Annotated in this window: 25 protein-coding genes; 4 read left to right on the forward strand and 21 right to left on the reverse strand. The window is 32.3% G+C overall.

What is annotated here, in order from left to right; all coding sequences use genetic code 11:
• Positions 1-4: 4 nt before the first annotated feature.
• From DFQ10_RS04645 to kynU, 7 genes are all read right to left on the reverse strand, one after another.
• Positions 5-787 carry an SDR family oxidoreductase gene (locus DFQ10_RS04645; protein ID WP_115816194.1) on the reverse strand — a complete coding sequence of 261 codons (783 nt, stop codon included), beginning with the start codon at positions 785-787 and terminating at the stop codon, positions 5-7.
• A complete protein-coding gene (locus DFQ10_RS04650) occupies positions 784-1,446 on the reverse strand; it encodes a hypothetical protein (RefSeq protein WP_115816195.1) in 663 nt (220 codons plus the stop codon). The genes DFQ10_RS04645 and DFQ10_RS04650 overlap by 4 nt, the downstream gene beginning before the upstream one ends.
• A 3-nt stretch (positions 1,447-1,449) precedes the next feature.
• On the reverse strand, positions 1,450-2,889 hold the full coding sequence (locus tag DFQ10_RS04655) for an aldehyde dehydrogenase (RefSeq protein WP_115816196.1): 1,440 nt from the start codon (positions 2,887-2,889) through the stop codon (positions 1,450-1,452).
• Positions 2,886-3,623 carry a DUF6090 family protein gene (locus tag DFQ10_RS04660; protein WP_115816197.1) on the reverse strand — a complete coding sequence of 246 codons (738 nt, stop codon included), beginning with the start codon at positions 3,621-3,623 and terminating at the stop codon, positions 2,886-2,888. Before DFQ10_RS04660 ends, DFQ10_RS04655 begins: the two co-directional genes overlap by 4 nt.
• Complete coding sequence (locus DFQ10_RS04665) at positions 3,624-4,058, reverse strand: RidA family protein (protein ID WP_115816444.1); 435 nt, start codon at positions 4,056-4,058, stop codon at positions 3,624-3,626.
• A gap of 243 nt (positions 4,059-4,301) precedes the next feature.
• Complete coding sequence (locus DFQ10_RS04670; RefSeq protein ID WP_115816445.1) at positions 4,302-5,702, reverse strand: FAD-dependent oxidoreductase; 1,401 nt, start codon at positions 5,700-5,702, stop codon at positions 4,302-4,304.
• A 269-nt stretch (positions 5,703-5,971) separates the two neighbouring features.
• Positions 5,972-7,249, reverse strand: coding sequence for a kynureninase (kynU, locus tag DFQ10_RS04675; RefSeq protein ID WP_181897576.1), 1,278 nt, complete (start codon positions 7,247-7,249; stop codon positions 5,972-5,974).
• A gap of 153 nt (positions 7,250-7,402) precedes the next feature.
• Between kynU and DFQ10_RS04680 the strand changes: the two genes are divergently transcribed.
• Positions 7,403-8,803, forward strand: a complete 1,401-nt coding sequence (locus tag DFQ10_RS04680) for a sensor histidine kinase (RefSeq protein WP_115816199.1) — start codon at positions 7,403-7,405, stop codon at positions 8,801-8,803.
• Positions 8,804-8,959: 156 nt separating this feature from the next.
• Here the strand turns inward: DFQ10_RS04680 and DFQ10_RS04685 are convergent, their stop codons facing one another.
• Positions 8,960-9,640 (reverse strand): hypothetical protein, encoded by a 681-nt coding sequence (locus tag DFQ10_RS04685; RefSeq protein ID WP_115816200.1) that lies wholly within the window; start codon positions 9,638-9,640, stop codon positions 8,960-8,962.
• Between the two features lie 39 nt (positions 9,641-9,679).
• Between DFQ10_RS04685 and DFQ10_RS04690 the strand changes: the two genes are divergently transcribed.
• Positions 9,680-10,480, forward strand: coding sequence for a class I SAM-dependent methyltransferase (locus DFQ10_RS04690; protein ID WP_115816201.1), 801 nt, complete (start codon positions 9,680-9,682; stop codon positions 10,478-10,480).
• Positions 10,481-10,519: 39 nt separating this feature from the next.
• Here the strand turns inward: DFQ10_RS04690 and msrA are convergent, their stop codons facing one another.
• From msrA to DFQ10_RS04705, 3 genes are all read right to left on the reverse strand, one after another.
• On the reverse strand, positions 10,520-11,182 hold the full coding sequence (gene msrA / locus DFQ10_RS04695) for a peptide-methionine (S)-S-oxide reductase MsrA (RefSeq protein ID WP_115816446.1): 663 nt from the start codon (positions 11,180-11,182) through the stop codon (positions 10,520-10,522).
• A 175-nt stretch (positions 11,183-11,357) separates the two neighbouring features.
• Complete coding sequence (locus tag DFQ10_RS04700) at positions 11,358-12,143, reverse strand: zinc ribbon domain-containing protein (protein ID WP_115816202.1); 786 nt, start codon at positions 12,141-12,143, stop codon at positions 11,358-11,360.
• 2 nt (positions 12,144-12,145) lie between these two features.
• Positions 12,146-13,240 (reverse strand): Nif3-like dinuclear metal center hexameric protein, encoded by a 1,095-nt coding sequence (locus DFQ10_RS04705; protein WP_115816203.1) that lies wholly within the window; start codon positions 13,238-13,240, stop codon positions 12,146-12,148.
• 128 nt (positions 13,241-13,368) lie between these two features.
• Here DFQ10_RS04705 and lpxK point away from each other — a divergent pair, with 128 nt between their 5' ends.
• A complete protein-coding gene (lpxK, locus tag DFQ10_RS04710) occupies positions 13,369-14,367 on the forward strand; it encodes a tetraacyldisaccharide 4'-kinase (protein WP_115816204.1) in 999 nt (332 codons plus the stop codon).
• On the opposite strand, the gene DFQ10_RS04715 is transcribed toward lpxK, so the two are convergent.
• The 6 genes from DFQ10_RS04715 to DFQ10_RS04740 all read right to left on the reverse strand — a co-directional run bounded on the left by DFQ10_RS04715 (position 14,360) and on the right by DFQ10_RS04740 (position 20,516).
• On the reverse strand, positions 14,360-16,600 hold the full coding sequence (locus DFQ10_RS04715) for an ATP-binding protein (RefSeq protein WP_115816205.1): 2,241 nt from the start codon (positions 16,598-16,600) through the stop codon (positions 14,360-14,362). The genes lpxK and DFQ10_RS04715 overlap by 8 nt on opposite strands.
• Before the next feature lie 50 nt (positions 16,601-16,650).
• Positions 16,651-17,646, reverse strand: a complete 996-nt coding sequence (gene gap / locus DFQ10_RS04720) for a type I glyceraldehyde-3-phosphate dehydrogenase (protein ID WP_115816206.1) — start codon at positions 17,644-17,646, stop codon at positions 16,651-16,653.
• A complete protein-coding gene (gene lipA, locus DFQ10_RS04725; RefSeq protein WP_115816207.1) occupies positions 17,646-18,518 on the reverse strand; it encodes a lipoyl synthase in 873 nt (290 codons plus the stop codon). The genes gap and lipA overlap by 1 nt, the downstream gene beginning before the upstream one ends.
• Before the next feature lie 139 nt (positions 18,519-18,657).
• Positions 18,658-19,203, reverse strand: a complete 546-nt coding sequence (locus DFQ10_RS04730; protein ID WP_115816208.1) for an RNA polymerase sigma factor — start codon at positions 19,201-19,203, stop codon at positions 18,658-18,660.
• Positions 19,194-20,306 carry a glycosyltransferase gene (locus tag DFQ10_RS04735; protein WP_115816209.1) on the reverse strand — a complete coding sequence of 371 codons (1,113 nt, stop codon included), beginning with the start codon at positions 20,304-20,306 and terminating at the stop codon, positions 19,194-19,196. Before DFQ10_RS04735 ends, DFQ10_RS04730 begins: the two co-directional genes overlap by 10 nt.
• 6 nt (positions 20,307-20,312) lie before the next feature.
• The gene (locus tag DFQ10_RS04740; protein WP_115816210.1) at positions 20,313-20,516 is read right to left on the reverse strand and encodes a membrane or secreted protein; all 204 of its coding nucleotides are present in this window, start codon (positions 20,514-20,516) and stop codon (positions 20,313-20,315) included.
• Positions 20,517-20,739: 223 nt separating this feature from the next.
• Between DFQ10_RS04740 and aqpZ the strand changes: the two genes are divergently transcribed.
• A complete protein-coding gene (aqpZ, locus tag DFQ10_RS04745; RefSeq protein WP_115816211.1) occupies positions 20,740-21,426 on the forward strand; it encodes an aquaporin Z in 687 nt (228 codons plus the stop codon).
• A 79-nt stretch (positions 21,427-21,505) separates the two neighbouring features.
• Here the strand turns inward: aqpZ and DFQ10_RS04750 are convergent, their stop codons facing one another.
• From DFQ10_RS04750 to DFQ10_RS04765, 4 genes are all read right to left on the reverse strand, one after another.
• The gene (locus DFQ10_RS04750; RefSeq protein ID WP_115816212.1) at positions 21,506-22,297 is read right to left on the reverse strand and encodes an anti-sigma factor; all 792 of its coding nucleotides are present in this window, start codon (positions 22,295-22,297) and stop codon (positions 21,506-21,508) included.
• Between the two features lie 11 nt (positions 22,298-22,308).
• Positions 22,309-22,842: an RNA polymerase sigma factor gene (locus tag DFQ10_RS04755; RefSeq protein WP_115816213.1), complete on the reverse strand. Its 534-nt coding sequence runs from the start codon at positions 22,840-22,842 to the stop codon at positions 22,309-22,311.
• Between the two features lie 310 nt (positions 22,843-23,152).
• Entirely contained in the window at positions 23,153-24,166 is a 1,014-nt protein-coding gene (murB, locus tag DFQ10_RS04760) for a UDP-N-acetylmuramate dehydrogenase (RefSeq protein WP_115816214.1), read from the reverse strand.
• Positions 24,166-25,356, reverse strand: coding sequence for a pyridoxal phosphate-dependent aminotransferase (locus DFQ10_RS04765; protein ID WP_115816215.1), 1,191 nt, complete (start codon positions 25,354-25,356; stop codon positions 24,166-24,168). Before DFQ10_RS04765 ends, murB begins: the two co-directional genes overlap by 1 nt.
• Positions 25,357-25,431 lie beyond the last annotated feature (75 nt).

Here is a 25,431-nt window from a genome sequence, read left to right on the forward strand (position 1 = left end):
AAAGTTACAAAGATTTTGTTCTTCCGCCATCAACCGGAAGATTAATTCCGTTAATATAAGCAGCGCGTTCACTTGCTAAAAAGGTAATAGCATCTGCTAATTCTTCTGGTTTAGCGAAACGTTTTGCAGGAACCGCATTTTTCATTGCATTAGCCGCTTCTTCTTCTGTGCTTCCAGATTTCGCAGATTTATTTTTAATAATTTGAGTTAATCGCTCAGTACCAGTTGCTCCTGGTAAAACGTTATTCACTGTAATGCCAAATTGGCCTAATTCATTGGCTAAGGTTTTACTCCAATTAGCCACTGCACCACGAATGGTGTTACTAACACCTAAACCATCTAAAGGTTGTTTTACAGAGGTTGAAATCACATTGATGACACGACCATAACCTTCAGCCTTCATGAATGGAACAACCGTTTGAACTAAGACATGATTACATTTTAAATGTTGCGTAAAAGCGGATTCAAATTCGTCTACGTCTGCTGAAAAAACAGGACCTCCTTTTGGACCTCCTGTATTATTAACTAAAACATGAAACCCATGATGTTTAGAAACATAGTCTGATACTTTGGCTTTCAATTCCGTAGGATTCGAAAAATCAGCGACAATATAATCGTGTGGTCTTTGTTGCGGTAATTCGGCTAATGTAGCTTTTAACTTGTCTTCATTTCTAGCAATTAGTGTGACTTGAACACCTTCTGCTGCTAAGGCTAGTGCTGTTGCTTTTCCTATTCCTGCTGTGCTTCCGCACACTAATGCGTATTTGTTGTTTAGTTCTAGATTCATATTAATTTAATACTGTTTTTAAATGCTTTAAATTCATTATGAGCAATTTGCTTTTTTTCTATAGATTGGTGGCAATTAAAGTCATAAAAATAGCCATTGTGCTTTGCTTTGAAGATTTTTAAATCAACTTTAATAGGGTCAATCAAATCTTTATGTTCGTAAAGATATGTTGCATCAAATTCGTAAAAAGAGACACCACTAATTTCAAAAGGTTCATATTTCTTAATAACCTTGAATTCTTTAAGAATATTTGATGTTGCAAGTTTAGAAATATTTAAAACAGATTCGAAATCTAATAAACTAGAGCCTTCTAAATCAGTTTCATGATTAACATTCAAAATTATTGTTGGTGAAAAAAGACCTTCATGTTTAGGGAGGTTTTCATAGTATTTGGTTACAATACAAATTGGATCACCTAATTCTTCATAAATGTCATCTTTAATATAATCACAATAGTCATCTAGAATCTGTTCTTCTTTTAACTTTCCAAAATCTTGTATTTTAATAAAACCCCATGATTTGGGAATGGTAAACATAATCCCTAACTTTTTGTTGATATAATATTCGTCGTGAGTTAACACTGCTTGAAATGGATCAATCATTGTGCCTGTAAGAGCTAATCCGGTAAGTCTTATAAACTCTATTCTGCCAATTCCCATCGCTTAATACTTTATACAAACATTTTTGGCTTCCGTAAAAAAACGCAAAGCTTCAAATCCACCTTCGCGTCCAACTCCAGAAGCTTTTACACCTCCAAAAGGCGTTCTTAAATCGCGCATCATCCAAGTGTTTACCCAAACAATTCCTGCTTGCAGTTGGTTACTTAGTTTCATGGTGCGTTTTAAATCATTGGTCCATAATGTCGCTGAAAGTCCGTATTTAACTTTGTTGGCCATTTCTAAAACTTCGTCTTCGGTGTTGAATGGCATAATAGTTACGACAGGTCCAAAAATTTCTTCTTGGTTCACACGACAGTCGTCATTAGGAACTTCAATAACCGTTGGTTCTAAATAATAACCGTTTTCATAACCTTTAACAGTAATTTCATTACCACCACATAACACAGTTCCATTTTCATCTTTAGCGATTTGAATATATTCTTTTACTTTTTCTAAATGAGGTTTAGATACTAATGCGCCAATATTGGTGTCTTCGTTTGAAGGGTGCCCAACTTTTAACGCTTTTACTTTGGTGACAAAATCTGTTTTGAATTTCTCATAAATAGAAGCTTCTACAAAAATGCGACTTCCACATAAACAGATTTGCCCTTGATTTGCAAACGATGAGCGAACCGTTGTGTTTAGCATGTCTTCATAATCACAATCTGCAAAAATGATGTTTGGATTTTTCCCTCCTAATTCTAAAGATAATTTTTTGAACATTGGTGCAGCTACTTTGGCAATATGCGCTCCAGTTGCTGTGCCACCTGTAAAACTAATGGCTTTAATATCTTGGTGTTCAATAATGGCTTGTCCTGTTGAGGTTCCTAGTCCGTGAACAATATTTAATACGCCTTTTGGTAAGCCAGCTTCATTACAAATTTCGCCTAATAAATAAGCGGTCATTGGTGTGACTTCACTTGGTTTGGCAACCACACAATTTCCGGCTGCTAGAGCTGGTGCGATTTTCCAAGTAAACAAGTAGAGTGGAAGGTTCCAAGGTGAAATACAGCCTACAACACCAATGGGTTGGCGTAAGGTGTAATTTATGGCTTGTTGTCCTACGGATTCATGACTTTCACTTGCAAATTGTGTAATCGCATTTCCAAAGAATCTAAAGTTACTTGCAGCTCTTGGGATATCAACTCCTTTAGCTAAACTGACAGGTTTCCCGTTGTCTTTACTTTCTGCTTCTGCAAAATGCTGTAAGTTGGCTTCCAGTAATTCTGAAATTTTAATTAAGATTCTACTTCGTTCTTCTAGCGTCGTTTTACTCCAAGTTGGAAAAGCAGATTTTGCTGCGATATAGGCATTTTCAACATCTTCTTTTGATGAGTTAGGTATTTGTCCGTAAACTTCACCATTAGATGGATTGTAGTTGTCTATCCAGTTATCTTGAATTGGGACGTGGAATTTTCCATTTATGTAGTTTTGAATGTTCACTCTAAATAGTTTTCTATGTCTTCTTTTAGTTGTTCTGCTTCAAGGTTGACTTCAGTTAAGATTTCCAAATAAGAAATATTTACACCTAAAAAAACTTTTAATGACTGTATATATTCTTTGTCTTTTTTTAGCGTTTCAAAATCATTAGGGATTAATCTCTCAAGAGAATTTTCATCAAAAACAGATGTATATTTTTTTCTGTAATTATCTATCATGTAACTATAAAAATCTAAATGTACTTCTTCAAAACGACCTTTGGTTTCTTTAATTGACGAGGTGTGAAATTCTCCTATTGAAGATCGTAATTTAGGATCTTCAACAAGGTCTGTTCCTATGGATACTAAAGATTGATAGCCACTAGTTTTAAAATGAATATCATCGTAAGCGTTTATAGATCTAAAAGTGTAAGCCAAAGAATCATGATAGGGTTTATTAGTTTCTAGGATATCAATTACTGTATGAATTGAATTAATAGTTCTTTTTAAATTATTGGTTCTTGTATTGATAACTCTATCTAAATCTTGAAGTGTAAATTCTAAATCTGATATAATTTCTGTTAAGACTTGTTGTTCTTTTTCTCTTGTTTTTTTAGCCTCATTCCAGTTGTTAAATTGTAATGCCATGGCTATGCCAATAAAGACCAAAATGATTTCTCCAATGGCGTAGATTAAGTACTTACTAAATTTGTTTTCAGAAAGTAATGATTTTCTAATATGTCTGAAGAATTTAATCATTTATTGAGGCTTATAAGCCATAACCTTAATTTCAACCACTAAATCAGGATGAGGTAATTGATGTACAGCAACGGTTGTACGTGTTGGTCCTGTTTCTTTTTCGAAGAATTCTCCGTAGGCTTTGTTGTAATCGGCAAAGTCATTCATGTTGACTAAAAATGAGGTAACATCCACCACATCTTTTATGCTCGATCCAAGTTTTTGAAGATTTTTATCGATGTTTTTTAAAACTTCTTGAGTTTGGGTGTAAGCGTTTAGTTTTTTTGTTCCCATTTCGTCAATAATATCAACTCCTGCAATGGTGTTGTCTGATCGACGAGAACTTGTGCCTGAAACGAAAATAAAATCGCCAACTTGTTTAACGTGTGGATAGGCTCCTCTTGGTGTTACTCCTGTCCCTGCAGAAGCAGGAATTTTATCATTTGTTTTACTCATCATTTTATTTTTTTATTCCGTTCATTTGCCTTGATGCAAACGAACCAAAAATCACGATCAATCTGAGGAAATTCCTTCGGAACATTCGCTTTCAGAATTCCGTGCTTGAAGCTTCGCTTCGCATCTACATTCCTTCGCTCATTATTTCTGCAGATTGATGTTCAATTCTTTGAATTGATTTGGGACATTAGTATTTACTAATTATTGTTTTCAATCCCAAGTTTTTTAATTTTTTGCTAACAGTTAATGCAATCCAGCAATTCTGTCGTCTTCTAAAATCGCTTCAGTTTCTACTTTTACTTTTTCTAAAATGTCTTTTAAATTATCTTCTGATGAAATAATTTTATCTGTTAACATATTTAAAATAGCCTTGTCTTGTGCTCGTCCTCTTAACATCGCTTGTCTGTAACCAATGTTTTCATTAAAGGTAACCAAACTATATTTTGAAGAATAGGCACTAGGGAATTCTTTTTCTAAAGCCATTTCAATTTTTCGTTTTTCTTGAAATATTGGATTCGCAACATGACCTTTCATTTCATGGAAATTGTCAATGGCTAAATCGGCAATGGCATCTGTGTCTTTCTTTCTGTTTTTTTCGTAGGCTTCAAACGTAGCTTCCCAATGGTTTAAATTCAGGTCTAAAACTTTATCAAATTCTACCACATCTTCAAACGAAGCATTCATGCCTTGACCATAAAAAGGAACTATAGCATGCGCTGAATCTCCCATTAATAAAGTGTTGCCTTTATAATGCCAAGGGGAACATTTTACAGTGCCCAAAGCTGCTGTAGGATTTTCGAAAAAATCATCTACCAAATTCGGCATAATTTCTAAGGCATCTGGAAATTCTTTTTGAAAGAATTCTGTTACCAATTCTGGTGTTGTTAAATTATTAAAATTGTATTCGCCTTCGCTGTAACTTAAGAATAAAGTAACCGTAAAACTACCATCTAAATTTGGTAAAGCAATAAGCATAAAACTGCTTCTTGGCCAAATATGTAATGCGTTTTTATAGGTTTTATAACTGCCATCTTCTTTTGGTAAAAAGGTTAATTCTTTATAACCATGACTTAAATAGTCTTGAGAAAAACTAAAAAGGAATTTCTTCCCTAAATAATAGCTTTTTCGTAATGCTGAGCCTGCTCCATCTGTGGCAATTATGCAATCTGCATCTTCAATAAATTCCTCTTTAGAATTGTAATCTTGAAATGTAGCTGTGGTGTTTTCAAAATCTACAGAGTTACATTTTTTATTGAAATGAATAGAGACATTGTCATGTTTTTCGGCTTCGTCTAGCAATAAACCATTTAATTCACCTCTGGAAATGGAATTGATGTATTCGTAATCCCTTCCGCTGTAATTAGATAAAAACGTGTTGCCTTCTTTGTCGTGAATCATTCTTCCGTTCATAGGAATGCATAATTCTTTCACTTTATCTTCAATACCAACGAGTTTCATGGCTTTGTTTCCACGGTCTGAAAATGCTAAATTGATGGAACGACCTGCAGAAATATCTGTAGTTCTTAAATCTGGACGCATTTCGTAAACATTGACGTTGTAGCCTCTTTGTCCTAGTCTTAATGCTAATAGGCTTCCGCAAAGTCCTGCTCCAATGATTAGTATGTTTTGTTTTTTGTTACTCATATATTTATTTTTTCTGTTCATTTGCCTTGATGCAAACGAACCAAAAATCACAATCAAAATATAGGAAATTGCTAAGGCATCGTTCACTTTCGGAATTCCGTGCTTGAAGCTTCGCTTCGCATCTACATTCCTTCGCTCACTATTTCTGAATTTTGATGTTCAATTCTTTGAATTGATTTAGGACTTGAATATTTAGTTTATAATTATTCAAACGGATTTTCGTTCCTTTCTAAATCTATATTCTCAACGGCATCTGTATTATTAGAGAATTATGTTAAGCTCTTTAATATTTCTTTCATTTTTTCAACCATCAAATAAACATCTTCAAATGAATTATACAATGGTACTGGTGCGCATCTAATGACATCTGGTTCTCTCCAATCGCTAATGACTCCGGCTTCGGTTAATTTATCGTGTAACGATTTATCAGCGTTTAAAACTTGAATAGATAACTGACAACCGCGTTCATCAGGATTTTCTGGTGTGATAATTCTTATGGTGTCTTCTTCTAAGTCTTTCAGTAAAAACTCGAAATATCCGGTTAGTTTTTTCGATTTTTCTATCACTTTATCAATACCAACTTCATTAAACATATCTAAGGATGCTTTAATGGCAGCCATTGATAAAATTGGTGGATTACTTAATTGCCAACCTTCGGCTCCTGGTAAGACATCAAACTCATGTCGCATATTAAAACGTGTGTCTTTGTTGTGACTCCACCAACCTGTAAAACGGTTGAGGTCTTTGTCGTAAGCATGTCGCTCGTGGACAAAACAACCCGATAAACTTCCTGGTCCAGAATTCATGTATTTGTAAGTACACCAAACCGCAAAATCGGCTCCAGAATTATGTAAGTCTAAATTGACGTTTCCGGCACCATGTGCACAATCAAAACCGACTTTACAACCATAACTGTGACCAAGGTCTGTTATACGTTTTAAGTCGAAAAACTGACCAGTGTAATAATTTACACCTCCAATCATTATAAGCGAAATTTCGTTACCGTGAGTTTTAAGAATGCCTTCTAAATCTTCATAATTTAATAATTCTTCACCTTCTCTTGGTTTCCAAAGAATTAAACCTTCCTTGTCATCATAGCCATGATGGCGTAATTGCGATTCTACAGCATATTTATCAGAAGGGAAGGCATCACTTTCAATAAGAATTTTATAACGCTCTTTAGTTGGTTTATAAAACGAAGCCATCATAAAATGAAGATTCGCTGTTAAGGAATTCATTGTTACGACTTCGATGGGTTTTGCACCAACGAGTTTTGCTGTTGCGTCTGTTAAAAACTCATGATAAGGTAGCCAAGGATTTTTAGCATCTGTATGTCCTTCTACACCAAGGTTTGCCCAATCTTCTAATTCTTGATTGATATAAGCTTTTGTTGATTTTGGTTGCAAACCAAGTGAATTTCCGCAGAGGTAAATTAGTTCATTTCCGTTTTTGTCTTTTGGGATATGAAATTGTTTTCTATACTGAGATAATTCGTCTATAGCGTCTTGTTTTTTTGCGTAATCAAGACCGGGTTGATAGTTGGACAATTTGAAAGGTTTTTCGGTTTGTAACAAAAATAGCATAATTATATGATATTTCCGTTAATCGATTAATGTAGAAAGTAGTAGAGAATTAAATAGAATTAAATAGTTTTGTGCATATCTTTCAGGCTAAATTTATAGTCAATAATTATTTTATATATGCTAAAGAAACTATGGTCTTCATATCACCAATGGTATATTGAATATAGTGGGTTCTCTAAAGGAACCAAACAAGATGACTTGTCTTATTTTAGGGATAAACTATTTATCTCTATTTTAATATTAATTCTTCCAATTGGCTTAATTTCTTACATTCCGAGTGCTATTATTGGCATCATACTAGGGAAATGGTTCGTTTTTTATGTAGATACGATTGCTTTTTTTCTTATTTGCTTTTTGTTTTTTAATAATAAAATGAGTTTAAGCTTAAAGAAGATGATTTTTTCAGCTAATTTATTTTTGTTGTCATTTGCTCTTCTGCTATATGTAGGTTTGGAAAGTAGCAATGGTCTGCTTTTATTTATGCTTTGTGTTTTAGTAACACTATACAGCGGAAAAAAAGCAGGTATTAAAACGGTTGTTTATTCAGGATTTGCATATTTATTAATTGCTATAAGTTTCTATTTTAAAATAGTTGACTTGACGGTTTTTAAAGACGAAGTATTTGAAGTCATTGGAATTGTGTTTATTAATAATATTCTATTTATTTTGATGACTGTACTTTCAGTTTCATTTTTAGTTGATCGTTTGCATAATGCGCTATTAAAAGAAAATCAATTACAAGAGGCGCTTATAGAAAAACATAAAAATGTATTAATAGCAAAGGAAAGAGCAGAGCAATCCGATCAGTTAAAATCTGCCTTTTTAGCAAATATTAGTCATGAAATTCGGACACCAATGTATGGTATTTTAGGGTCAGCTGAGCTTTTAAAGGATTATGAAGCGAATAACGATAAGGATTTTAAAGAATTTGTAGGTATTATAGAACAAAATGGTTCTAAGTTACTTGACGTTATTTCTGGGATATTAAATATTTCTGAAATAGAAACAGGTGTAATGAAGATTAATGTTACTACGTTTAATATTGATGAAACAATTTCTACTATTTATAAGCTTTTTTCGCTTGAGGCAGAATTAAAGGGCGTAAAGTTTGTGCTTAAAAATAATGTTTCTGAATCTTTAAAATTAATAAAATCAGATGAAGCTAAAATTACTATTGTCTTAAAAAAGTTAATAGAAAACGCTATAAAATTCACCTCTAAAGGAGATGTTATAACTCTGAGTATTGAGTCTAATAACTCGGAGTTAAATTTTTCTATTAAAGATACAGGTATTGGTGTGCCTAAAGATAAAATGGAAACTATTTTTAATCCTTTCTATCAAGTAGATATTACCAATAAAAATGCACTTCATGGCTCAGGAATAGGCTTATCTATAGCTAAAGCTTATGTGAAGTTGTTAGGAGGGAATTTATCTCTTATTAGTAAAGAAGGTGAAGGTTCTACATTTATGTTTAGCATAACAACACATTTAGAAAATCAACAAAATCAACAGATATAACATCGTTTTTATAAAAGAATAAAGCACTTCCATTAAATAATAAAAGTGCTTTAATATATATAGACGCCATAAGGCGGAAAATGTAAGCTATGCATATTTAAGAAAATTCTTAATACGCGAATCTTACATTATAGATTACAAAAGTAAGTTATATTTTTAGTGATCCAAAGTAATGCCAATGTTTGTAAAATTTAGATTCCATTTACCATCTGCTTTTTTATGGTATGTAGCAATTTTAATGCCTTTATAATCTTTGTAGTTTTCAAAAGTTGTGGTTAGCGAAGGTTCTTTAGAATTTCCTTTTCTGAAAACCCATTCTCTTATTAAAAAACTTTCATCAAAATAAATATCATAAGCATCTCCAGGTGTGTAACCTCCTTCATTTGGATAGGTTATGGTAATCATATCTAATTGTTTTTTACTAATTGGTGATTCAGCTTTTTTAGGTTCTGAAATTGTTGCAGAAGTATCCCAAACCAATTGAAAAGGCACTAATAACCAAAATTTATCATTAACAAATTTTTTGTCAAGTGATATAGATGAGCTATCAAGTTGTTTCCTGTTATAATATGTTGTGTCTTTTCCTATTGTAGACCCAACAACATTTGTAGTCGTTTTCCAACTCCAAGAGCGTTCAAAATGAGTATCATTTTGATCAACGTTAAAAGTGAAATCAATGACTGAAACGTTTTTCCAGTTTTCAAAACCATGAGCATTGGCTATTTTTTCTGCTATAGATAATTGTTTTTCCTCTTCTGTTATTTCAGTTTTTTCTTTGTCAGATTTACAATTGAATGCAAGAAATAAGCAGATTAAACTGAGATATAATGGCTTCATATTAAAAGATGTTTTAAATTACATGCTAAATTAACCAACATGAAAGAGAAAACGAATTATTTTGAAGTTAATAGAGCGACTTGGAATAAAAAAGTTGCTATACATTCACAAAGTGAAATGTATGATTTAGCCGCTTTTAAAAAAGGGAAAACGTCGCTGATGTCTTATGAGTTAAATGCGTTAGGAAATGTAAAAGGTAAATCCCTATTGCATTTACAATGTCATTTTGGACAAGACACATTAAGTTGGAGTAGAATGGGAGCGAAGTGTGTTGGTGTAGATTTGAGTGATGAAGGTGTGAAATTGGCAAAACAGTTAAATGCAGAATTACAGCTTAATGCTCAGTTTGTATGCTGTAATGTTTTAGATACCTCAAGCCATATTTCAGAAACTTTTGATATTGTGTTTACAAGCTACGGAACCATTGGTTGGTTACCAGATTTAAAACCATGGGCAAAAATGATTGCAGAGCGCTTAAACGTTGGTGGAACATTTTATATCGTAGAATTTCATCCTATTGCTTGGATGTTTGATTACATTGATGGTAAATCGGAAATGAAATATCATTACAGTCAAGATGAAGTGATTTATGACGAGTACGAAGGAACTTATGCTAATCAAGATTCAAAAATGGTAAGTAAGGAATATGGTTGGAATCATGGTTTAAGCGAAGTGATAAACTCTCTTATTGAAGCAGGATTACAAATTGATTACCTTAATGAATATGACGAAAGTCCGTATGATGTATTTCCGGATTTAGTAAAAACGGATTCAGGTATGTATAAAATGAAAGATCAAAAGTTTCCGATGATTTTTGAACTGAAAGCTACTAAAATATAATATAAAAAAGGCCTGAACACATGTTCAGGCCTTTTTTAATTAATGCTTCTCGTCTTCCTTTAATAACTCAGGAAATTTAGCTTTAAATTTATTTAATCTAGGAATAGATACATTTCTAATATAACCTTGATTGGGATGTAAACGCTCATAGTTTTGATGATAATCTTCAGCGACCCAGAATTTTTGAAAAGGGTAGACTTCAGCTGCAATAGTTACATTTAGTTCTTTTGCTAAAGCTGCTTTTTTATCTTCAATAATTTTCTTCTGTTCGTCGTTTTGATAAAATATAATAGAGCGATACTGTGAACCATTGTCTGGTCCTTGTCCATTTATTTGCATTGGGTTTTGTGAGCCAAAATAGACATCAACCAATTCCGAAAAAGTAATAACCTCAGGGTCATAAATGATTTCTACGGCTTCTGCATGGCCTGTTTTTCCTGTGTTACTAGCTTCGTAGGTTGGGTTTTCAGTAAATCCGCCTGCATAACCAGAAATAGATTCTTCAACACCTTTAACGCTTTCGTAAATGGCTTCTACACACCAAAAACAACCGCTAGCAAAATAAGCTCTTGCTTTTCCGTCTTTTAACGGAACAACAACAGGTTCTGCATCAATAACTGCTTGTTGTTTTGGGTTGACTTGCGCTTGGTTTTTGCAACTGAATAATAAGGTAATTGTTATAATACTGAGTAGCTTTTTCATTTGTTTCATCAGGTTTATTTCAGAATATCAAAATTTGAATTCTGAGTTTGTAATTTTTCTTTTTCTAATAGTCGTATTAAGATACAATTCCTTAAAACCAATTATTTTAAAATTATCATAAATAAAAAAAGCCTTTGCAAATGCAAAGGCTTAGAAATATTCTATGATGAAAAATTTACTTACTAAGTTTAGCAAATAATTTATTCATTTTTACTTTTTCTTCTTCAGCTAGTGCAGCATCAACTAAGATACGTCCACTATGCTCATCAGTAATTACTTTCTTACGAGAAGCAATTTCTACTTGTACTTGTGGTGGAATAGTGAAGAAAGATCCTCCAGAAGCACCACGCTCAATAGCAACAACAGCTAAACCATTTTTAACGTTGTTTCTAATTCTGTGGTAAGCTTTTACTAAACGGTCATCAATTTTCTTTTGAAAATCTAATGATTTATCGTTAAGTGCTTCTTCTTCTTTTTCAGTTTCCTTCAAAATTTCGTTAAGCTCACCTTTTTTGTGCTTTAAATGCGCATTACGATCTTTTAAACGGTCTTTAGTTTCAGAAATAACTATTTTTTTCTGCTCTATTTGCGCCTTAAACTCTTTAATGTGCTTCTCAGCCAATTGAATCTCTAATTCTTGAAATTCAACTTCCTTAGTTAGTGAGTTATATTCTCTGTTATTTCTAACATTTTTTTGTTGCTCACTGTATTTTGTGATTAAAGATTTTGCTTCTTCAATTAAGTTTTTCTTTCCTTTAATATCATCGTCAATAATAGCTAGGCTATCGTTTAACTTTTCCATTCTTAAGTTAAGTCCTTCAACTTCGTCTTCTAAATCTCTAACTTCTAAAGGAAGCTCACCTCTGACATTTCTTATTTCATCTACTCTAGAGTCAATTAATTGTAAATCATATAGTGCTCTTAATCGCTCTTCAACAGAAACTTCAGCTTTTTTTGCCATAATTATAAATACTTTATCGGATTTGTATTTGTCTTTGATAAAATGATTGCAAAATTAGTGATTTTTTTTGAGAGATAGTCTACTAAAAACGATTTTGTGAACTGTTCGCTTTCATAATGTCCAATATCTGCTAAAACAATCTCGTTTTCTGCACTAAAAAAGTCATGGTATTTTAAGTCTGCTGTTATTAAAATATCAGCATTGGCAGCCTTTGCAGCAGAAATAGCGAAACTGCCAGAGCCACCTAAAACAGCGATGCGTTTAATGGGTTTATTTAAGGGTTTTGAATACCTTATGCAGTCTGTTTGCATCTTAGCTTTAATATATTTTAAGCAATCTTCGGTTTTCATGGCATTTTTAAGCTCGCCTATCATTCCTATACCAATATGTTGATTGTTGTTTTCTAAAGTCGAAATTTCATAAGCAACTTCTTCATACGGATGTGCTTCAAACAATGTTTTTAAGACTTTAGATTCAAGATGTTTCTTAAATGTTACTGATATTGCCGTTTCTTTCTCAGTATGTAATATTCCTTTTTTACCAATAACTGGATTAGAGTCTTCATTGCCTAAATAAGTACCTTCACCTTCTACGTTAAAACTGCAAGATTCGTAATTACCAATACTACCTGCTCCTGCGTTAAACAAAGTTGTCCTTAAAGCTTCTGCATCAGCTTTTGGTACATAGGTTTGTAATTTTTTAATAGTACCAGATTGTGGGATTAGAATTTTCTTATTTGTTAACTCTAATTGGTCACAGATGATAGAATTTACACCTTGAAAAGCATTGTCTAAGGCTGTATGAATAGAGAAAATAGCAATATTATTCTGAATAGCTTTAATCACTACACGCTCTACATATGTTTTGCCTGTTAACTTTTTTAAGCCAGAAAATATAATAGGGTGGAAGCTTACAATAAGATTACAATTATTTTCAATGGCTTCATCTACTAAAGTTTCGAGTGTATCTAATGTGACTAAAATTCCTGAAACCTTCTCGTTTTTGTTACCAACAAGTAGTCCAACGTTGTCAAAATCTTCAGCATAAGCCAAAGGTGCTAAGTTGTGCAAGTGATTAATTACGTCTTGTATAATCATAAGTGTATATTTGTTTCAAAAATAATATAATTTAGTCGTCGTGAAACATCAATTCTCTATTTTGCCTTTAAAACACTATGGTTATTGTGATGTTCCATGTGATAAAAATATGCTATAAATAAAAACACATGAAGTTGATCCGCATCATATTGTTTCCTATTGTTCCAATTTATTACCTAATAACACGTTTACGAAATTGGATGTTCGATGTTGGAATTAAATCGTCTAAGTCTTACGATTTTCCTGTAATATGTGTTGGAAACCTAAGCACAGGAGGAACAGGAAAAACTCCAATGATAGAATATTTAATTCGACTTTTAAAAGATGATAAGAATCTGGCGACATTAAGTAGAGGTTATAAAAGAAAAACGAAAGGTTTTGTTTTAGCTGATGAAAATGCTAATGCAGATACAATTGGAGATGAACCTTTTCAGTTCTATCGAAAATTTAAGGACGTTAGAGTTGCTGTTGATGCAGATCGCCAAAACGGAATTGCAGAACTTAGAAGATTGCAACCACAACCTCAAGTTATTTTGTTAGATGATGCTTTTCAGCATAGAAAAGTAAAAGCAGGATTCAATATTCTGTTAACTGCCTATAATAATCTATACTATAAAGATATGGTTTTACCAACAGGTAATTTACGCGAACCTAGATCTGGAGCGAAGCGTGCGGATTTAATTGTAGTTACAAAATGTAGTAAAGATATTACCGAAATTGAAAAACAGAAAATTACTTCAAAATTAAAATTGCATAACCATCAGCAGTTATTTTTTAGTTATGTGGATTATGGATCTAATGTGATTTCAGATTCTGAAGCAATGGAATTAACTAAACTGTCAAAATTCACTTTAGTTACAGGAATTGCAAATGCGAAACCTTTGGTGGAATTTTTGAATGAAAAAGGATTGAAATTCGATCATCTAGAATTTAGTGATCATTATAATTTTACACCATCTGATATTGAAACTTTAGCTTCAAAATCACTAATTATTACTACGGAAAAGGATTATGTGCGTTTGTCTACTAATGAGAAGTTAAAAAGTAAATTGTTTTATTTGCCTATTGAAATTAAGATAGATAAGCCAGAAGTGTTTAGTACAGCAGTTAAAGTGTTTGTTAGCTAAAGAAACTAGATATTATTTTTTCTCCTGAAAGTGCCGCATGCAATTTATCTTCAAAATCATCTTGTTTAAATGGTTTTGATATAATATCATCGAAACCAGCTTCACCAAACTCGTGCATTTTATCTTCTAAGGTCACAGCGGTAAGTGCAAAAATGGTAAGCTCTTTATCAAATGTTCTGATTATTTTTGTGGCTTCTAATCCGCTAATTCCTGGCATATGGATGTCCATTAAAACAACATCGTATGCAACTTCCTTAACTTTTTCCACAGCAGCTTCTCCGTTATCAACTACATCACAATACAGATCCATTTTGTTCAGAATCTTTTTGGTGATCATTTGATTAATTTTGTTGTCTTCTACAATGAGAATCTTAACGTTGCTTAAATCTAAATTTTCCATCTTATTAACTTTTTTAACTTCTTCTACTTGAGGTTTGTCGGCTTCTTTATCATATTCTAAAGGGATTTCGAAAAAGAATGTAGTGCCTTTACCAAGCTCACTCTTTAAGTATATTTTACCTTTAAGAATTTGAATTAATCCTTTTACAATAGATAAACCTAGACCTGTGCCTCCATATTTTCTGTTAATTTGTACAGAACCTTGAGAGAAGCTTTCAAACATGTGGTCTTGTTTTTCTTTTGTAATACCAATACCATTATCTTCAATCTCAAAGCGTAGCTTGTACATATTATCTTTTTGATCAATTTTGTACGCTCTCACCCAAATGTCTCCATCTTTAGTGAATTTAATAGCATTTCCGAGTAGGTTAATTAAGATTTGGGAAATCTTCAATTGGTCGCCAATAAATGTTTCTGGCAATCCATTTTCATAATTAAAATGTATAGTTGTGTCTTGGTCTTTTGCAGAATTGCTAAGTGCCGAAATCACATTTTCTAATTTGTTTTTAAGGTTGAAATTTTCTGGGTCTAACTCCACTTTATTGGCTTCAATTTTGTTAATTTGAAGAATGTCATTAATGAAAGTTAGTAGGTAATCACCAGAGAATTTTAAGGATTTTAAATGTGGAATTTGATGTTCTTTAGGGTCTTCGTCCAGTAACATATTCGTTAGGCCTGTTACAGCATATAACGGTGTACGTAACTCATGCGTTACAGTAGATAAGAAGTTAGCCTTTGTTTTTGATGCTAATTCTGCTTTCTCTTTGGCCACAATAAGTTCATCATTCTTTTTGTGAAGCATTGTATTGGTGTTTAACCTTATATTATTGTTTTTATATAATGATAAAGTTAAAAGGGACAATATTGTGATTAATGCAATACTTAATATGGTTGTGATTCTTGTAAATGCGCTTTCTGCACTTACCTCTTCAATTTGTGCTTTTAATTGGGCATTTTGAGCGTCTTTATAATTGCTAATATATTGGCCTGATATGCCTGGAGCTAAGTTTTCTCGTTTTACATTTAGTATAGAGTCTGATAAATGAATATGCTTTTTAATAAATTTATGGGACTCTTTATAATTTTCATTTTTTTCATGAATTTCACTAAGTGTAACATAAGCCTCATTTACATCTTCTAAAATTTTATGTTCTTGTGCAATGGCTAAACCTTCTTCAGTTTGTGATAGAGCCATCTCTGAATTGCCTAAAGCAGAATAAACTTTTCCACTTTGTATAAATGCACTACTTAAACGACGGTTTTGATCGTATTTTTTGGCTATAATTATAGTTTTTTCTAATTGTTTTTTAGCTTCTTCATAGCGTTTTTGTGCGATATAAACCTTGGCTTCATTTAAAGTAACCTCCGAAGTGTATTTTTCTAAATCTTCTTGTTCGAATAGTTTTTTTGCAGAATCAAAATAACCTAAGGCGTTTTCATATTCTTCTTTTGTACTATGAATTACACCTTTAATATTATAAGTAATAGCGAGATTACCGTAGTCGTTATTTTGGCGTTGAATTTGAATGGCTTTAGTTAAAGAAATAATAGCTTGATCTTCTTCTCCTACAAAAAATTGCACTTTAGCAATTTTAGTATGGATGGTACCTTGTTGTGATTTGTCATCAATTTTTACGGCAATTTCTAAGGCTTTATCGTAATTGTCTTTGGCATTATAGTAATCACCACGATCGCTTTCAATCCTAGCTTGTTCTATATGTTCTTGTAGTAATAAAGCAAGCATATCCTTATCTTCCACATTAGCTTGTTGCGCGGAAATAAGACTACATAAACATGCTAAAAAAACAAATATGTAATATTTGATCTGGGACATTCAGCTCCTTTTAATTCAAGCAAATATAATTATTTATTCGATAAAAGTGACTATTTGTCGGTTAAATTGCAAATTAAATCTAAAATTCTTGAGCTATAGCCTGTTTCATTGTCGTACCAACCTACAATTTTTACCATGTTACCGATGACTGAAGTCATTTGAGAGTCAAAGATACAAGAGTGTGAGTTGCCAACAATATCAATAGAAACAATAGGGTCTTCGGTATATTCTAAAATACCAGATAATTTATTTTTGGCCGCATTTTTAAAAATAGAGTTGACATTTTCAATTGAAGTAGGTTTTTTAACATTGATGGTTATATCTGTTAAAGAACCGTTTGCAACTGGGACTCTAATTCCACAACCTCCAATAACTTCTGATAAATCAGGAAAAATTTTAGTCAAGGCTTTTGCGGCTCCTGTTGTTGTTGGTACAATAGATTGGCCAGCAGCTCTAGCACGTCTTAAATCTTTATGAGGTTGATCGTGCAGGCTTTGATCTGTAGTGTATGAGTGAATAGTTGTTATATATGCTTGTTTTATACCAAGATGCTCTCGTATAAGCGCAATCATTGGTGCTGCATTATTTGTGGTACAAGAGGCATTAGAAATTATGGTTTCCGTACCTTCTAATATGTCATCGTTAACACCTAAAACAATGGTTTTGATGTCATCCTCTAAAGCCGGAACAGATAAAATAACTCGTTTTGCTCCATTATTTATATGGTGCTGGAGTTCTGCTTTAGTTTTGAATTTCCCTGTAGATTCAATTACAAAATCAGGTTGAACTTTAGACCAATCTATAGTTTCTGGATGCAATTGATTGTATAAAGGAATAGAAATACCATCAACAATAATATGATGGTCATCAAAAGAAACAGTATCACTTAATACTCCGTGAATACTATCATATTTTAACAAATGACTCAAAGTTCTGGCGTCAGCCAAGTCATTAATTGCAACAACTTGTATTTGCGGATGCTTTAATGCTAATCTAAAAACACGACGGCCTATTCTGCCAAAGCCATTAATGGCAACTGTAATCATTAATTAATATGTTTTTGAGCTTTGTAAGAAGATCTTACTAAAGCACTACTTTCAACATGTCTAAAACCTAATTCTAAACCAATTTCTTTGTATTCATTAAATTGATCTGGATTGATAAATTGTTGAACAGGTAAGTGTTTTTTACTTGGTTGAAGATATTGGCCAATAGTAACCACATCAACATCGTGAGCTCTTAAATCGTGAAGGGTTTGAATAACTTCTTCTCGTTTCTCTCCTAGGCCTAACATAATGCCAGATTTGGTTCTGCGCTGTCCTTGTGCTTTTAAATATTTTAAAACACCAAGACTTCTATCATATTGTGCCTGTATTCTCACCTCTCTAGTTAATCGCCTAACGGTTTCAATATTATGAGAAACCACTTCTGGAGCAACATCAATAATACGATCGATGTGTTTTTCTATACCTTGAAAATCTGGAATTAATGTTTCTAATGTGGTATTAGGATTCATTCGTCTAACAGCATTAACTGTTTCTGCCCACATAATGCTTCCCATGTCTTTTAAGTCATCACGATCTACACTTGTTAAAACAGCGTGTTTTATTTCCATGAGTTTAATTGAGCGTGCAACTTTCTCTGGCTCGTCCCAATCAACCGTTTCTGGTCGTCCTGTCTTTACTCCACAAAAACCACAAGAACGTGTACAAACATTACCCAAAATCATAAATGTAGCAGTGCCTTCTCCCCAACATTCTCCCATGTTTGGACAGCTTCCAGACGTACAAATTGTATTTAATTTGTATTTGTCTACTAAAGTTCTAAGTTCTGTGTATTTTTTACCAGTAGGTAATTTTACTCTTAACCATTTTGGTTTACGCTCTGGTAATATATTTGATGCCACTTTGGTTTCCATGCAATTCTCTATTTCAAGACGCAAAGATACAAAGTAAATAATAAAAAGAGTTTATGCAATAAGAGGATAACGCATAGAAAAGCACAAATGATTTACTGATTAAACCAATAAAACGTTTAATGTTTTGTGCTTTAAAAAATTAAGATTTTGTGATAATTGCAGCTAATAGCTTTTTTGCTCTTAGGAGTTTCACTTTTACGTTATTTATAGGTTCATTTAACTCTTCAGAAATTTCTTTATAACTTAACTCTTGAAAAAATCTCAAGTTGATGACCTCTTGGTAATGCGGTTTTAATTTTTTTATATCACGTAAAAGGTTCGCAAGGTTTTGCTCTGTAATAATGCTATCTTCGGGAGTAGGTGAATCATCAACAATATCAAAATAGTTGTCTTCATTGTCTTTAGAAGTATCATTGATAGACTTTTTCTGTTTTCTTACTAAATCTATATGTATGTTTTTAGAAATGGTAATTAGCCATGTCTTAAATTTATAATCTTCATTATAAGTATCAATCTTGTCAAAAGCTTTTGAAAATGTCTGAATTGTAATGTCTTCTGCGTCGTTTTCGTTTTGAGTTCGTTTCAGTTGAAAGGCATAAACATCATTCCAATAAGTATCAAGAAGAAAATTGAATGCGATTTGTTCTTTATTTTTTGCTTTGCTTATGGCTTCTTTTACTTCCAATGTTTAGGCTTAGATATCAAATTAGCAATAAAGATACTTAATTGTGTAGTAATTAAAAATAATTCTAAAATTGGAGCAAGAATTATAAGGTCTGTTTCTTCGAGTTTTTTAGCCGTAAAACCAAAGCATAGCCATTGCATCACAAAGCGTAAGCCAATTAATGATATAACCAATTGCCAAGAAAAGCCTAATACTAAAAGTGAAATTCCAATAATCCAGAATAACAGTTGTGAGATATAAAATGTTGCTAATAAAAATTGATGTTTCAATTTATAAAGACTAGCTGTGCTAATATGTCTTCTTTTTTGAAGAATCCAGGCCTTAAATGTTGTTTTGGGTTCAGAAATGGTAAAGCTTTCTTTTGTAAAACAAATCGATGTGTTTGAGGTATTTGCGACTTCATTTATAAATAAATCATCATCACCAGATTTAATAGTCATATGGTTGTTAAACCCACAGTTATTAAAAAATAGTTCCTTTCTATAGGCCAAATTACGTCCAACTCCCATATATGGCGATCCTAATTGTGCATAAGAGAAATATTGCAATGCCGTCATTACGGTTTCAAACCGAATAAGTTTGTTTAAGAACGAAAATTTCTTTTTTGAGTAAGCTCCGTAACCTAAAACTATAGATTTTTCATTTGAAAAATTTCCAGATAGATGAGTTAGCCATTTAGTAGAGTTAGGTATACAATCTGCATCTGTAAAAACTAAAAAATCGTTTTTTGATGCCTTAATGCCTAAAGTAAGTGCGTATTTTTTATTTCCCCAAAAGGCTTCATTTACTTTAACATCCACGAGTTTGATGTTGCTGTTGTTTGCCTTGAAATCTGTCATTATTTCTAATGTATCATCAAAAGAACTATCGTTGACAAGTACAACTTCAAAATTAGAATAATCTTGGTTTAATATTAAGGGAAGGTTGTTCTTTAGATTCTCTGCTTCATTTTTAGCACAGATAATAATAGAGATAGGAATTTGTTTTTTTAGACGAGTTTCAGCTCGTTTAACCCCAAACGAAAACAAAAACGTACCATAATAAAAAACTTGAATACCAACTACTGCACAAAATGCATAAAAGAGTATTACGGAAAGTGTCATTAAGGCTTAAGAATGTTCAGGTTCGTTGCAATCTTTGTATTGGTCTGGTGTTTTTCCACAAAAACCACAAGATTCCCCTTCTTTATTAAGCATAGGGTTTTGGCTAGCACATGTGCCTGCAAATTTACCATCTTTTTTTGCCCATATTTTTATGGCAATTCCTGCTACTGCTAAAGCTAATAACGCTAATGTAAGTAATAGTAATTTCATCTGTTAATATCTATTTTTCTCTGATTGTGAGATATAATATCCTTAAATTAAGTTCTTATAAAAAAAGAATTTGTTCTGAGATTGTTTCTTTTTAGTACTTAAAACTAATGCAAAGGTAATGCTTTTACATTTATTTTCTACTCAATTTTGTTGTGACTTAACTTCTTGATTCTGTGTCTATATACTATATAAACATTTTTATTAACTAATTAACTTATCAATTATGAAAAAATTATTCGCTGAATTCTTCGGAACATTTTGGCTTGTATTTGGTGGTTGTGGTAGCGCAATATTTGCTGCTGGAATCCCAGAACTAGGAATAGGATTTGTAGGTGTCGCTTTGGCATTTGGTCTTACTGTATTAACTATGGCTTACGCTGTAGGACATGTTTCTGGAGCGCACTTTAATCCAGCTGTATCTATTGGTCTTTGGGCTGGAGGTAAATTTGAAGCTAAAGACTTATTGGGTTATATTATTGCTCAGGTTGTTGGTGCAGTTGCAGCAGCAGGAGTGTTGTACTTAATTGTGTCTGGTAAATCAGGTTTTGAAGGAGTCGGAGGCTTTGCAGCTAATGGCTACGGAGAATTATCACCAGATGGTTATAGTATGGTTTCTGCTTTAATTGCTGAATTTGTATTAACGGCATTTTTCTTATTAATTATCTTGGGTAGTACATATCCTAAAGCACCTAAAGGGTTTGCAGGTATAGCTATTGGTTTAGCTTTAGTACTTATTCACTTAATAAGTATTCCTATTACTAATACTTCAGTAAATCCAGCTAGATCTTTAAGTCAGGCGTTATTTGCAGATGGTGCTTATTTATCTCAAGTATGGTTGTTCTGGGTGGCTCCAATCGCAGGTGCAATTGCAGGTGGTATTATCCATAGAACTTTATTCTCTAAAGATTAAGTTTGAAAATAATTTCAAAAAAAAAAGAGGAGCAATTTTAATTGCGCCTCTTTTTTTTGCTTGTAAAGTATGTTATAGATTATTTATCTTTTAAAGAAATTTCGGCAACTTCAGTATCATTTTCGTTTGTATTGTCACCTTTAGTTCCAATTTTAATACTAAGTGCTAATGCATCTTCCATATATGGAATTTGTTTTAACTTACGGTTAGATTCATCTAAAATACCTAGATTAACCATTCTATCTTGTAACTCAGCCCAAATTTGGTAATACTGATCTTCTGGTAATTGTGGTAACGTTATAACATCAATCATAGACGTTTTTTCTACCGGATTAATATAAGCTACTGTTTTTAAGTTTTTAGCACGCTCATTACCATTAATAACGTATTTCTTAGAATCAGGATTGTTCAATTTAAGTAACTCTCTAGACAACTTGTCTAATTTATAATTGTTACTTTCAATATCGCTTCGTAGGTCAAAAATTTCTTCAACAACAACATTATTTTCACTGTTTAGTTGAATGTTCTTTTGATAAAGCATAAATGAAGTGGCTGCAAATAAAACAGCAGCTGCACTTGCCGCAATGCTATACCATGATGTTTTTCTTCTATGCGCTAATTGAATTACTTTAGTCTCTTTAGGTTCTTCTAAGGATTCCAAGATGTTTTCTAACATATTGTTAGGTGCTTCAACAGCTCCTGCCATTGTTATAATTTCTAAATTGTTCTGAAGTTCTTCGTAAGCTTCGGCAACCTCAGGATAATTAGAAATAAAGTGTTCAACTTCCTTAGATTCTTCCAAAGAAGTGTCTCCAACCAAATACTTATTAAGTAGGTTAGAATTTAAAAAGTTGTGTAATTTTTTTTCCATGATCAAATAATTTATGGATTGTAGACTTTTTTAAGTTCTCTTAATCCTATTTTTAATCTAGACTTAATAGTGCCAAGTGGAATCTCTAATTCGTCGCTGGCTTCTTGTTGCGTCATTCCTTGAAAAAACAAGGCATCTAACACAATTTGATATTTTTCTTCTAGTTTCCCAACATGTTCTTTGATGTCCATGACATCTTGGTTAAAATTTGTTGTTGGTAGAATATATACGTTTGAAGTTTCGATTTGGACTTCTTTATGATATCTATTATTAAAACTTCTTAGTTTGTCTATTGCGGTATTTCTTGCTATTCTAAATAGCCAAGTAAAAAGTTTGGCTTTAGAAGGATCGTATTTAGTGGCATTTTTCCAAACTTTTATAAACGTTTCTTGTAAGGCATCTTGAGCAACTTCCTCGTTAACGGTAATTTTTAAGATAACACCGTAAAGACTGTTGGAATAGTTTTCATATAATAAATTTAAAGCACGTTTATCTTCTTTCTGAAGATAATTGATAATTTTTTGCTCTGTAGGTGTTATGCTCAAAATGTTAAAATATTGATATTATGGTTTTTAAAACGTCTAAAAATGATTTGAGAACGTAAATATAAGTAAATACAATATATATAGATGTTCTATATAAAATATTAGAATGATTTTATCTTCTCAAGAGGTTGATTAATAGCATTTTCAAACAAAATTATTCTAAATTCAAAAGTCGTAATGAAAATTGCGACTTTTGTTTTGACTTTCTATTGTTATCCTAATATGAAATGGTATTTGTTCTCATTAAGCTAATTATGACACTGATAACTTATACTTTGTTTTAGAAAATAGAAGAATAAATAAATGTTCTTTAAATTATATTTACTTCAGTTTCAATACTTATATTAAATATTCTCTTGATGGTGCTTTGAATCAATTGAGCCAATTCTAAAATTTCTTTACCACTTGCATTACCATAATTAACTAAGACTAGGGCTTGTTTATTATGAACTCCATAGTCTTTAAAGCGTTTACCTTTAAATCCTGCTTGTTCAATTAGCCAACCAGCAGGAACCTTTACAGTATCTTCTGATGTTTTATAGAAAGGCACATCTGGAAAATTACTTTGAAGCTTAATAAATTCGTTAAGGGAAATAATAGGATTCTTAAAAAAACTTCCGCTGTTGCCAATTTTCTTTGGGTCTGGTAATTTACTTTGTCTTATAGAGATTACAGCATTAGAAATATCTTGAATTGTAGGCTTAGTTATTCCGTTAGCGTCTAATTCACTTCTTATAACACCATAATCCATGTGCAATTTATGGTTGGCTTTAGATAATTCAATGTTTACACTCGTAATAATATATTGTCCTTTTATGTCTTGTTTAAATATCGATTCTCTGTAACCAAAATTGCAATCAGATTTTGAAAATTTCTCTAAAGACTGATCTTCTATTTTCAATGCTTCACAACTCACAAAAACATCTTTAAGTTCAACACCATAAGCACCTATATTCTGAATTGGTGCTGTGCCAATATTGCCAGGAATTAATGATAAATTTTCAATACCTCCGTAGTTATGCTTTAAACACCAAAGCACAAAATTGTGCCAGTTTTCTCCAGCCATTGCTTTAATAACAACGGTGTTTTCTGTTTCGCTAACAACTTCAATGCCTTTTAAATTAATATGAAGCACTAAAGCTTCAATATCTTTAGTTAATAGCATATTACTACCTCCACCTAATATAAATAATGGTTTGGAATGGTATTTCTTTAAAACAGTACTAAGCGCATCGATAGTGCCAATGTCGCAATAGGATTGCGCATTGGCATTAATACCAAAAGTATTAAAGGGTTTTAAAGATGCATTGTTAATAATAGTCATTAGTCTTTATATACTTTTAATGCTTCTTCTAAGATTTTAACTGATATTTTTAGGCTTTCTTCATTTAAGACATAAGCAATCCGAATTTGATTTAAACCAACTCCAGGAGTAGAGTAGAAGCCTGCAGCAGGAGCTACCATAACGGTATTGTTATTATAATCGAAAGATTCTAATAACCATTTAGCAAAGTCATCTGAATTTTTCACTGGTAACTCAGCAATACAATAAAAAGCGCCATTTGGTTTGGCTACTTTTACACCTTCAATCTTTTCTAATTCATTAATTAGAGTATTTCTACGTTTTACGTATTCTTCAATGACATCATCAAAATAACTTTGTGGAGTATCTAAAGCAGCTTCACTTGCAATTTGTGCTAATGTAGGCGGACTTAATCTTGCTTGAGCAAATTTTAATGCCGTTTTCATTAGCTCTTTATTTTTAGAAACTAAATAACCAATTCTAGCACCACACATGCTGTAACGTTTAGAAACAGAATCAATAACAATAGCGTGTTCTTCTAGTCCAGGTTCTTGTAAAATAGAATAATGCTCAATGCCATCGTACACAAATTCTCTATAAACTTCGTCTGCAATTAAGAATAAATCGTATTTCTTAACAAGAGCGGCAAGTTGTTTTATTTCTTCTTTAGAATATAAGTAGCCTGTTGGGTTTCCTGGATTACAAATTAAAATCGCTTTTGTTTTTGGAGTAATCAATTTTTCGAATTCTTCAATTGGAGGTAATGCAAAATTATCTTCAATTTTAGAAATAACCGGAACGACGTTAACACCAGAAGCCGTTGAGAACCCATTATAATTCGCATAAAATGGTTCAGGAATTATAATTTCATCATCCTCATCCATAATACTTCCAAAAGCAAATAATAAGGCCTCACTTCCTCCAGTAGTTACAATAATATCATTATGTGTTACATGGATGTCATTTCGCTTATAATACTCGGCGATTTTTATTCTATAAGCCTCTGAACCTTCAGAACGAGAATAGGCTAAAATATCCAAAGAGTAGGTTTTTACTGCGTCTAATGCAATTTCTGGAGTTTTTATATCTGGCTGACCTATGTTTAAATAGTAAACCGTTTTTCCTTTTTTGTGAGCTGCTTCTGCGTAAGGAACCAATTTTCTAATTGGTGATTCTGGCATATTGATGCCTTTATTCGAGATTGTTGGCATTTAGTATTGGTTTTAAGTTGCTAAGTTCTGAAAATTCTTAAAGTTTATATGAAAAAAAAGCATAAAAAAATGAGC

Origin of the sequence: Winogradskyella eximia (assembly GCF_003386165.1) — a bacterium.
In the GTDB taxonomy this organism is placed as follows: domain Bacteria; phylum Bacteroidota; class Bacteroidia; order Flavobacteriales; family Flavobacteriaceae; genus Winogradskyella; species Winogradskyella eximia.

Coding starts and splice junctions, on each gene's coding strand:
- DFQ10_RS04665 (WP_115816444.1), bottom strand. CDS start 4,058: ATGAGTAAAACAAATGATAAAATTCCTGCTTCTGCAGGGACAGGAGTA.
- DFQ10_RS04740 (WP_115816210.1), bottom strand. CDS start 20,516: ATGAAATTACTATTACTTACATTAGCGTTATTAGCTTTAGCAGTAGCA.
- murB (WP_115816214.1), bottom strand. CDS start 24,166: ATGACTATTATTAACAATGCATCTTTAAAACCCTTTAATACTTTTGGT.
- DFQ10_RS04705 (WP_115816203.1), bottom strand. CDS start 13,240: ATGATTATACAAGACGTAATTAATCACTTGCACAACTTAGCACCTTTG.
- DFQ10_RS04765 (WP_115816215.1), bottom strand. CDS start 25,356: ATGCCAACAATCTCGAATAAAGGCATCAATATGCCAGAATCACCAATT.
- DFQ10_RS04685 (WP_115816200.1), bottom strand. CDS start 9,640: ATGAAGCCATTATATCTCAGTTTAATCTGCTTATTTCTTGCATTCAAT.
- DFQ10_RS04650 (WP_115816195.1), bottom strand. CDS start 1,446: ATGGGAATTGGCAGAATAGAGTTTATAAGACTTACCGGATTAGCTCTT.
- DFQ10_RS04660 (WP_115816197.1), bottom strand. CDS start 3,623: ATGATTAAATTCTTCAGACATATTAGAAAATCATTACTTTCTGAAAAC.
- DFQ10_RS04735 (WP_115816209.1), bottom strand. CDS start 20,306: ATGACACTTTCCGTAATACTCTTTTATGCATTTTGTGCAGTAGTTGGT.
- aqpZ (WP_115816211.1), top strand. CDS start 20,740: ATGAAAAAATTATTCGCTGAATTCTTCGGAACATTTTGGCTTGTATTT.
- lpxK (WP_115816204.1), top strand. CDS start 13,369: ATGAAGTTGATCCGCATCATATTGTTTCCTATTGTTCCAATTTATTAC.
- msrA (WP_115816446.1), bottom strand. CDS start 11,182: ATGAAAAAGCTACTCAGTATTATAACAATTACCTTATTATTCAGTTGC.
- lipA (WP_115816207.1), bottom strand. CDS start 18,518: ATGGAAACCAAAGTGGCATCAAATATATTACCAGAGCGTAAACCAAAA.
- DFQ10_RS04680 (WP_115816199.1), top strand. CDS start 7,403: ATGCTAAAGAAACTATGGTCTTCATATCACCAATGGTATATTGAATAT.
- DFQ10_RS04715 (WP_115816205.1), bottom strand. CDS start 16,600: ATGTCCCAGATCAAATATTACATATTTGTTTTTTTAGCATGTTTATGT.
- DFQ10_RS04670 (WP_115816445.1), bottom strand. CDS start 5,702: ATGAGTAACAAAAAACAAAACATACTAATCATTGGAGCAGGACTTTGC.
- gap (WP_115816206.1), bottom strand. CDS start 17,646: ATGATTACAGTTGCCATTAATGGCTTTGGCAGAATAGGCCGTCGTGTT.
- DFQ10_RS04700 (WP_115816202.1), bottom strand. CDS start 12,143: ATGGCAAAAAAAGCTGAAGTTTCTGTTGAAGAGCGATTAAGAGCACTA.
- DFQ10_RS04645 (WP_115816194.1), bottom strand. CDS start 787: ATGAATCTAGAACTAAACAACAAATACGCATTAGTGTGCGGAAGCACA.
- DFQ10_RS04690 (WP_115816201.1), top strand. CDS start 9,680: ATGAAAGAGAAAACGAATTATTTTGAAGTTAATAGAGCGACTTGGAAT.
- DFQ10_RS04750 (WP_115816212.1), bottom strand. CDS start 22,297: ATGGAAAAAAAATTACACAACTTTTTAAATTCTAACCTACTTAATAAG.